7 protein-coding genes and 1 pseudogene are annotated in these 9346 nt (G+C 41.0%); 2 read left to right on the forward strand and 6 right to left on the reverse strand.

Annotated elements, in window-relative coordinates:
- Window positions 1-105: 105 nt before the first annotated feature.
- Window positions 106-1914 (forward strand): TIGR04190 family B12-binding domain/radical SAM domain protein, encoded by a 1809-nt coding sequence (locus tag M5A78_RS05910; RefSeq protein ID WP_248734358.1) that lies wholly within the window; start codon window positions 106-108, stop codon window positions 1912-1914.
- Window positions 1915-2281: 367 nt separating this feature from the next.
- On the opposite strand, the gene M5A78_RS05915 is transcribed toward M5A78_RS05910, so the two are convergent.
- The 6 genes from M5A78_RS05915 to M5A78_RS05940 form a co-directional block, all read right to left on the reverse strand.
- Entirely contained in the window at window positions 2282-2989 is a 708-nt protein-coding gene (locus M5A78_RS05915; protein ID WP_248734359.1) for an ABC transporter ATP-binding protein, read from the reverse strand.
- 1 nt (window position 2990) lies between these two features.
- Window positions 2991-3770, reverse strand: a complete 780-nt coding sequence (locus tag M5A78_RS05920) for an ABC transporter ATP-binding protein (RefSeq protein WP_248734360.1) — start codon at window positions 3768-3770, stop codon at window positions 2991-2993.
- Window positions 3745-4719, reverse strand: coding sequence for a branched-chain amino acid ABC transporter permease (locus M5A78_RS05925; RefSeq protein WP_248734361.1), 975 nt, complete (start codon window positions 4717-4719; stop codon window positions 3745-3747). The genes M5A78_RS05920 and M5A78_RS05925 overlap by 26 nt, the downstream gene beginning before the upstream one ends.
- 13 nt (window positions 4720-4732) lie before the next feature.
- A complete protein-coding gene (locus M5A78_RS05930; protein WP_248734362.1) occupies window positions 4733-5614 on the reverse strand; it encodes a branched-chain amino acid ABC transporter permease in 882 nt (293 codons plus the stop codon).
- A gap of 128 nt (window positions 5615-5742) precedes the next feature.
- Window positions 5743-6918 (reverse strand): ABC transporter substrate-binding protein, encoded by a 1176-nt coding sequence (locus M5A78_RS05935; RefSeq protein WP_248734363.1) that lies wholly within the window; start codon window positions 6916-6918, stop codon window positions 5743-5745.
- 318 nt (window positions 6919-7236) lie between these two features.
- Window positions 7237-8442, reverse strand: a complete 1206-nt coding sequence (locus M5A78_RS05940; RefSeq protein ID WP_248734364.1) for an MFS transporter — start codon at window positions 8440-8442, stop codon at window positions 7237-7239.
- A gap of 662 nt (window positions 8443-9104) precedes the next feature.
- Here M5A78_RS05940 and M5A78_RS05945 point away from each other — a divergent pair.
- Window positions 9105-9346 (forward strand): annotated as a pseudogene (locus tag M5A78_RS05945) (transposase); the annotation flags it as partial.

The following is a 9346-nucleotide window of genomic DNA, read 5'->3' on the forward strand; positions in this document are numbered from 1 at the left end:
CTATCTCTATATGTGAAATATATCACAAAAGAAATTGAACTCTTTCATTTCTTGTGATGAGACATTTTTGACTATCCAATACAAATTGACCTGAGGTGGAAGTATATGAAATACGATTTAGTTCTCTTGCATGCTCCCAGTGTTTATGACTTTCGAAAAAACTCCCTGCTTGCCGGACCGATAAGTGATGTTGTCCCGTCATCGCCTGTTTTTGAAATGTACCCAATCGGGCTGACAAGTATTGCTGATTATTTAGAGCGCTACGGACTGCGGGTGAAAATCATCAATATTGCCAATCGCATGCTGATGAGTGAAAAATTTGATGTTGAAGCGAAACTAAAGAAAATCCAAACAAAAGCGTTCGGAATCGATCTTCATTGGCTGCCACATGCCCACGGCAGTATTGAACTTGCTAAAATTGTCAAAAAGCTTCACCCTAAAATACCAATTATCTTTGGTGGCTTGTCCGCAACCTACTATCATAAAGAATTAATTGAATACCCCTGTATCGACTTCGTCATGCGTGGCGACTCTACAGAAAAGCTTATGCTCCTGCTAATGAATAAAATTGAAACTGGGAACACCCATTATGCCGACATTCCTAATTTAACTTGGAAAAAAGGAGAAGAGTGCGGCTACAATCCGATTACATATGTACCAAAGGATTTGGATGATATCGACGTTCCAGGCTATCGCTATACGATTCGCTCAGTATTTAAGTATCGGAATTTCCTTGACCCGCTGCCATACAACGGCTGGCTGCAATATCCGAATACAGCGTTACTAACGGCTCGTGGCTGTACACAAAACTGTCTCATCTGCGGCGGTTCACGAGAGGCCTATAATCAAAACTGTAATCGGAATTCACTCGCTTTACGTTCACCTAAAAAGCTTGTGGAGGACATTCAGTTTATTTCACGCTTCAGCCGAGCACCGATATTTATTCTGCATGATCTGCGTCAGGGCGGCCGTGAATATGTTCGTGAGTTTTTCAGCAGGCTTAAAAAGCTTCAACTTAAAAATGAAATCGTTTTTGAATTATTCCAATATGCAGATGAAGAATTCTTTATTCAAATGAATGATAGTGTGCCAAAATATAGTATTGAAATTACCCTTGAGACCCATGATGAACATATCAGACGTTATAACGGGAAATTTAGCTGTACCAATCAAAAAGTTATCGATACGCTTAATTTCGCCTTAAAGAACGGCTGTAAAAAAATCGACCTGTTCTTTATGGTCGGCATTCCGGGACAGACCTACCAAAGTGCTGTTGATAATATTGATTTCTGCGAGACGATTCATCTGGCATGCAACAAGGATCCAAGAATCTTTTACTTTGTTGCGCCGCTAGCACCATTTCTTGACCCGGCAAGCCCGGCCTTTGAGCATCCAGAAATCCATGGGTATAAAAAATTCTGTCATACACTTGAGGATCATCGCAAGGCGATTACCCAGCCATCCTGGAAGCATATGCTAAGCTATGAAACAATCGATATGACACGGGATGATATTGTGAATTCCACCTATGAAGCGGCCCTAAAGCTAAACGAGTTCAAATTAAAATATGATCTTATCGATAATGCTGGATATAATGATATTAAAGAGAAAATTATAAAATCAATGGATTATATTGAAAAAATTGATTTTCTGCTCTCACTGCCTGAAGATCAGCAAACAGCGGAATTAGAAAAAATCCAACGGGAAATTGAAGAGTTAAATAAATACAGTATCTGCGGAAAGAACGAGTTAAAATGGGAAGTGCAGAAGAATTATGCCAATTTCTTTTCCCTTGCTTTAGTCGGTTTAGAGCAGCTCTACGAGGATTACGTGAACATCATTAGAAATCGATTAAGCCCAAAAAGACGGCAACAATTCCAGTTGGATACCGAACAAAGGAAAATAAAAATGTAATTCAAGTAAGAAAAGCGCAAGCGCCCTGGTCAGCGACGTAAGGGCTGGACTGAACCGACTGAGATAAAGGAAACACGGTGAGCGTTAGCGAACCGATGTTGACTTATCGTAGGGAGGTGAGGGAAGCACTCTAGTCGCTAGGGCTCTGGAGCTGGACAATTCTCAAAGTCGAAAATTTAATACTTTCTTATCTTTTAAGAAAAGCTCCAGGCGCCTGGAGCTGGACATTTCTCGAAGTCCAATGTTATAAATTCTTATATTATAAAAAGAGCCTGACCCCTCCACCATAATATACTGCGAAAGTTCACTTCAGCTTTCATCGTATATTGATTTTAGTGCGAGGGATCAGACTCTTTTATCCTCTTTATTAATGTCCGCCAAGGTAGGCATTTCTAATTTGATCGCTCTGGCTTAGTTCTTCTGAAGTGCCAGAAGCAACAATTTTTCCTGTTTCAATAACATAGGCACGGTCGGCGATGGATAAAGCCATATTGGCATTTTGTTCTACCAATAGAATGGTTGTACCTGTTTGTTTAATTTCCTCAATAATCCGGAAGATGGTTTTCACAAGCAGCGGCGCAAGACCCATTGAAGGTTCGTCTAACAGTAATAGGCGCGGTCTGGCCATCAATGCCCGGCCCATCGCGAGCATTTGCTGCTCACCGCCTGAGAGTGTTCCAGATTGCTGTTTGCGGCGCTCCTGCAGACGCGGGAAAAGCTGAAAGACCTTTTCAAAGTCTTCGCGGATACCTTTTTTATCTTTGCGCAAATAAGCACCTAATTCCAAATTCTCTTCGACTGACATGTTAGCAAACACCCGTCGCCCTTCTGGAACTTGAGAAATTCCTCTCTTCACAATTAATTGTGGAACCTTTCCAGCCACGTGTTCACTTTCAAACAAAATCTCGCCGTTTTTCGGCTTCAATAAGCCAGAAATGGTCTTTAGAAGTGTACTTTTACCAGCGCCATTGGCCCCAATCAGAGTGACAATTTCGCCCTGATTAATTTCAAGAGAAACTCCCTTCAATGCATGAATATTTCCATAATAGACATTAATATCATTTATTTTTAGCATTTTAAGAGACCTCCTCGCCCAGATACGCCTCGATGACTTTTGGATTATTTCTGATTTGCTCTGGTGTACCTTCGGCAATCAACTGGCCGTGGTCAAGCACATAAATTCGCTCACACACACCCATAACAAGAAGCATATCATGTTCAATCAATAGAATCGTTAACGAAAACCGTTCACGGATCAAGGCTATTAAATTCATCAATTCTTCTGTTTCCTGCGGATTCATCCCGGCTGCCGGTTCATCAAGGAGCAGTAATTTCGGATTGGCCGCCAGTGCTCTGGCAATTTCAAGACGGCGCTGCTGACCGTACGGCAGATTCTTGGCTTGTTCGTGCAATACCGTTTCAAGCTTGAAGATTTTTAAAAATTCAATAGCCTTTTCCTCCATTTCCTTCTCACCTGAAAAGTGGGAGGGGAGGCGGAAGATCGAGCTAAGGATGGAATGTTTGGCTAGTGAATGATAGGCAACCTTAACATTATCAAGAACAGATAAGTCACTGAACAAGCGAATGTTTTGAAACGTCCTAGTAATCCCTTTTTTAGTAATTTTATAGGGAGCTTGCCCATTTAATTTATCACCATCTAAGGAAATAGTTCCTTCAGTAGGAACATAGACACCTGTTAACAAGTTGAAAAATGTCGTCTTTCCGGCTCCATTTGGGCCAATTAAACCGACAAGTTCACCCTGGTTTAATTCCAGGTTTACTTCTGAAACTGCTTTAAGTCCGCCAAAGCGAATACCGGCATTTTCTACCTTAAGCAACGGTGTTTTTGCTATCATGCTGCACTCCTCCTTTAGCAGATTTGCCAATTTTCAAGAAAGAGGTAATTTCTTTCGTTCCCAACAATCCCTGTGGGCGGAAAAGCATCATCACAATCAGCACAAGGCTGTAAATAACCATCCGAACCTCTGGATAATTGGAGAGAAACGTTGAAATAATGGTTAACAGGATGGCAGCAATCACCGCACCCGACATACTTCCTAAGCCGCCGATTACGACTAAAATCAAGATATCAAACGATTTTAAGAAACTGAAGTTTGTCGGCTGGATAATATAGAAGTTATGGGCATGGAGCGCCCCAGCAACACCAGCAAAGAAGGCGCCAATCACAAAGGCTATTACTTTATAAAAAGTCGTATTGATTCCCATCGCATCCGCTGCAATTTCATTTTCTCTTATCGAAATACAGGCTCGTCCATGAGTCGAGTTTGTGAAGTTTACAATGACAACAATCGTGATGACCACACAGGCAAGCAGCCATGGCCATGTTGTGAGGTGGGAAACGGTCATTCCACTGGCCCCGCCCACATAATCAATATTTAAGAAGACAATCCTGACAATTTCTCCGAAGCCAAGGGTAGCAATAGCCAGATAGTCTCCTTTTAATCTCAGTGTTGGAATCCCGATAATCAGGCCAGCGATCGCTGCTGCTATACCACCGGCAATGATTGCCAGTGGGAATGGCAGTCCTAATTTCATCGTCACAATCGCTGAAGCATAGGCTCCAACAGCAAGAAAACCAGCATGTCCAATCGAAAACTGCCCGGTAATGCCTATAATTAAATGAAGACTCGCGGCAAGGATAATATTGATGCCGATCGAAAACAATGTGTTTACATAAAAGGAGTTCAATGTTCCCCCATTAATGAGAAATTGTGTTACAACGGTAAAAATAATGACTAAAACGATCGAGCCCCAAAAACCTTTTGCATTTTTTACATTTTTCATCTCTGTCCACCCCCTAGACCTTTTCCCTGACATTTTTACCAAATAGGCCTGCTGGGCGGAAGATTAAAATAAGAATCAGGACAACAAATGCAACGGCATCCCGCCATAATGAGCCTCCGGCAGCACTAACAAGTGACTCAATAACACCTAATAGTAACCCTCCGGTCATTGCACCTGGGATAATCCCAATCCCGCCTAGAACGGCAGCGACGAATGCTTTAATCCCTGGGGTAATTCCCATCAATGGATCAATTTTTGTATAATACATGCCCAAGATTACTCCAGCTGCCCCCGCAAGAGCAGAACCAATTGCAAAGGTGGCAGAAATCGTATTATTCACATTAATTCCCATCAATCTTGCCGCATCCATATCATATGAAACGGCCCGCATCGCTTTGCCGATTTTTGTCTTATGAACAATAAACTGCAGTAAAATCATTAAGGAAATAGAAATCACTAAGATCAGGATGGACTGACCACTAATTTTGACGCCGGAAATCTCCAAACTCTTTAATGGTACGATATTGTCTGGATAGGCTTCCGGCTGGGCACCACGAACGTAAATGGTTCCATATTCAATAAAGAGAGATACACCAATAGCCGTAATCAGTGCGGCAATCCTTGTTGCATTTCTTAGCGGTTTATAGGCAATCCGTTCAATTAAAACGCCAAAGATGGCACAGGAAGCCATGGAAATAAGCAAAGCAGGGAAAAATCCTAAATCAAGAATAGTAATAGAATAAAAACCTATAAATGCACCGACCATGACGACATCCCCATGGGCAAAATTAATCAGTTTGACAATCCCATAAACCATTGTGTAACCCAGGGCAATTAACGCATAAATGCTGCCCAAAGAAATTCCATTGACTAGCTGTTGGATTAGTTGTTCCATATGTCCTGCACTCCTTTAAAGGACTTTAACCATATTCAATAAGAATAGGGAGACACGCAATCTCCCTATTCATTTTGACCACTATAAAGTTTGTCTAGTTTCAGCGCTTAACGGGCGCTTACGCTTTTCTATTTAGGATCTACTTTTGTTTTAAATGTTTGCTCGCCGTTTTTGTATTCTAAAATGACAGCAGATTTAATAGGGTTATGTTTATCATCAAGCTTCATTTTTCCAGTGACAAGACTAAGTCCATCTGTCTCAGCAAGTGCTTTTTGAATTTTCTTCGGATCGCTGCTACCTGCACGCTTAATGGCATCAGCAATGAAATAAGCAGAGTCATAACCTAAAGCGTTGAAAGCATCCGGTGACTTATCTTTGTATTTTGCTTTGAAGGCTTTCACAAATTCTTGAACCTTTTGATCAGAATCTCCAGAAGAATAGTGATTTGTAATGAATGTATTGTTTAAGGCCTCATTACCAGCCAGTTCAACTAGTTTAGGAGAATCCCAGCCGTCGGCACCCATCATTGGAACATTAATACCTAATTCACGCGCCTGCTTCACAATTAGACCAACCTCTTCATAATATCCAGGAACGAAGATAAAATCAGGATTTTTTCCTTTAATGTTTGTTAATTGAGCATGGAAATCTGTATCCTTTGCTACATAAGCTTCCTCTAAGACCACTTTTCCGCCCTCTTTTGCAAATAATTCCTTGAAGGAGGCAGCAAGACCTTTGGAATAATCACTTGCGGTGTCAATAAAAACAGCAGCCGTTTTTACTTTTAACTCGTTCACAGCAAAATTCGCTGCAACCGTACCTTGGAATGGGTCAATGAAGCATGTACGGTAAACAAAATCATTCAATTTGCCACCCTTGACGGTAACATCTGGATTTGTGCCCGTTGGCGTCAATAACGGGATTTTGTTGCTTTGGGCAATTTCTGCTTGTGCAATTGTATTTCCGCTTGTTGCTGCACCGATAATAGCAACAACCTTATCTTGGCTGATAAGCTTAGTAGCGCCGTTAATGGCTTCTGGGGCATCAGATTTATTATCAAACGGTACTAGCTTCAACTTCTTACCATTGATTCCATCTTTATTGATTTCTTCGAATGCAAGTTCAATCCCCTCTTTAATGGATTGACCGTAAGATGCTACACCTCCGGATAACTCAAGGTTTGCTCCGATCTTAATTGTGTCGCCTTTTTCGCCATCCCCGCTCGTGCTTGAGTTACAACCAGCCATCACGCCCGCTGCTACCATTAGCGACATAAAAATACCAGCTAATTTTTTCTTTCTCATGGCAATACCCCCTGTTTTTTTAAAAATTTTCCCAAAATAATTGTCCTACTGTTTTAAAAAAAGATAATATTCTGAAAACATTGTACAAAATAATTTCAAGTTCGTCTAGTCTTATCGTGTGTTATTTTAAAATAATTTTGAAAATAAGGAAAAAACGATATTTTACTATCTTCATAAGCCTTATTTCAGTAAAGTGAATAAGATTTTATTTTTGTCGGAAAAGTGAACAGTAAAAACAAATATTTTGTCTAAATATGATTCCTGCGTTAGTCAATAAAAAAGAGACCCTTAAAATAAGGAATCTCTCACCTCAAATTGTTATACTAATTCTTTGCTTTTCGTTTCTTTTCCCAAAAAGAAGACGGCCATGGCCCCGATGAGGACTGAAATACAAAAGATGGTAAATATCGCCGAGATGGAAATCTTTTGTGCGACAAGATAGCCAACCAACAATGGTCCTAATACACCGCCAATCCGCCCAAAGGAAGCGGCCATGCCTGTTCCGGTAGCGCGGATATTGGTTGGATACTGTTCCGGAGTATAGGCATATAAGCCGCCCCAAGCTCCGAGATTAAAGAATGACAAAAGAATCCCCGCAGCCATTAATAGAACGGTTGAATCAGCAGTTCCAAAGAAATAGGCACTTGCTGCTGTTCCAATTAAATAAACAACTAAGACAAATTTCCGTCCAAATTTTTCAATACACCATGCTGCCGTAAAATAGCCTGGTAACTGAGCTATTGTCATGATTAGGACATATTCAAAGCTTTTAATTAAACTAAATCCCTTCATGACCATGACGCTTGGCAGCCATAAAAACATACCGTAATAGGAGAAGACGACGCAGAACCATACAATCCAGAGCATGGCGGTCTGACGACTATACTCTTTCGACCATAATTTTTTCATGCTTTGGAAGGCGGATATTTTATCTTTCTGCTTTATTGCTGTAAACCGCGGTGAATCAGGCAAACCAATACGCAAGTATAAAGCATATAGAGCTGGGATGGCACTGATTAACAATGCAACCTGCCACCCAAACTTCGGAATGACAAAATAGGAAATGACAGCTGCAATCAGCCAGCCGGCTGCCCAAAAGCTTTCAAGTAGTACAACAATCCTGCCGCGCTTTTCAACTGGAACACTTTCGGATACAAGTGTTGAGGCAACGGGAAGCTCCCCGCCTAAACCCGCTCCGACAAAGAATCTTAATACTAAAAAGAGGGTTAATGTTGTTGTAAAGGCGGAAGCACCACTGCCAACCGAAAATAATAATAACGTAATAATAAATACATTTTTTCTGCCAATCCGATCGGCCATTAGTCCAAAAATAAGTGCCCCTACAGCCATCCCAATTGAATTTACACTGCCAATCCAGCCCATCTGGCCTGGGGTTAAATCCCACTCTACTTTTAATGCCGCGATAATGAAGCTGAGCATGCCCACATCCATGGCATCGAACATCCAGCCCATCCCGGCAATTCCAAGTAGTCTTCTTCCTGATATTTCCTTTTTGTTGTGCATCTGTATCCCCCTATGCCCCTCTATCTGTTTACATTATTCCCTAAAAATATTTTTTTTAGAAAAAGGTAGTAAATCTATTAGCTCTATGGGTATTTTAACAGGTGTCTTTACAGTTGTCACTACTATTTTACAAGAGCAATAAAAAAGAGAGAATACTTAAAACTCGTATTCTCTCTCAGGCTGTCGAAAAACCTTCGACAGCCATTATTTTTTTATGTAACTTTAACATTTCACTGCGTTAATTCGTTATAAAAATTCAATACGACATGTCTGTTGATTTGCGCTCCAGGTGCTTCGCTTTCCGCGGGCGTGTCGGGAAGCCTCCTCGGGGCTAAGGCGCCTTCGGGGTCTCCCCTGCCCCGTACTCCCGCAGGAGTCTCGCGCCTTCCGCTCCAATCAACAGGTGCAAATTCAATAATGTCCACACACAACCAAAAAAATAAAAAAATAGTGGTGAAATCTATGTTTAAACCAAGAGAATCTACCCAAATTGAATATGAATTTGTGTCTATTGATAAATTAGTTCCTGATCCCATTTAAAGGCAAATGCAAATAAGCATAAATACACGAGAGAAGAAGTTGAAGTAGAAACTCGTGAATACTTTGATGAATTAAACAAGGCTATTGAAGAGGATAGAATAAAGCATGGAAAAAAGCCATTAAAGGAAAAGGTAAGGTTAAATCGCTTATCTAAATCGGGAAAATTGCTTTATAAATTTAGATAGAAAAAAATGGAGCGAAGCTTCGCAGACTTAAAGGAGCTGCATGGGCTTCGCTACTGCCGGTTACGGGGATTAAAGAATGCAAGTGAACAGGCTCTCCTTACAGCAGCCTGCCAAAATATAAAAAAGATTGCGACACACTTAGCCAGGTTAGAAAAAGTGTGTTGCAATTCTTTAGGTTG

It is taken from the genome of Neobacillus rhizosphaerae, assembly GCF_937468385.1.
Classification (GTDB): Bacteria; Bacillota; Bacilli; order Bacillales; family Cytobacillaceae; genus Neobacillus; species Neobacillus rhizosphaerae.

Excerpts from the sequence above, each read along its gene's own strand:
- M5A78_RS05915 (WP_248734359.1), bottom strand. The coding sequence starts at position 2,989 with ATGCTAAAAATAAATGATATTAATGTCTATTATGGAAATATTCATGCA.
- M5A78_RS05920 (WP_248734360.1), bottom strand. The coding sequence starts at position 3,770 with ATGATAGCAAAAACACCGTTGCTTAAGGTAGAAAATGCCGGTATTCGC.
- M5A78_RS05940 (WP_248734364.1), bottom strand. The coding sequence starts at position 8,442 with ATGCACAACAAAAAGGAAATATCAGGAAGAAGACTACTTGGAATTGCC.
- M5A78_RS05910 (WP_248734358.1), top strand. The coding sequence starts at position 106 with ATGAAATACGATTTAGTTCTCTTGCATGCTCCCAGTGTTTATGACTTT.
- M5A78_RS05930 (WP_248734362.1), bottom strand. The coding sequence starts at position 5,614 with ATGGAACAACTAATCCAACAGCTAGTCAATGGAATTTCTTTGGGCAGC.
- M5A78_RS05935 (WP_248734363.1), bottom strand. The coding sequence starts at position 6,918 with ATGAGAAAGAAAAAATTAGCTGGTATTTTTATGTCGCTAATGGTAGCA.
- M5A78_RS05925 (WP_248734361.1), bottom strand. The coding sequence starts at position 4,719 with ATGAAAAATGTAAAAAATGCAAAAGGTTTTTGGGGCTCGATCGTTTTA.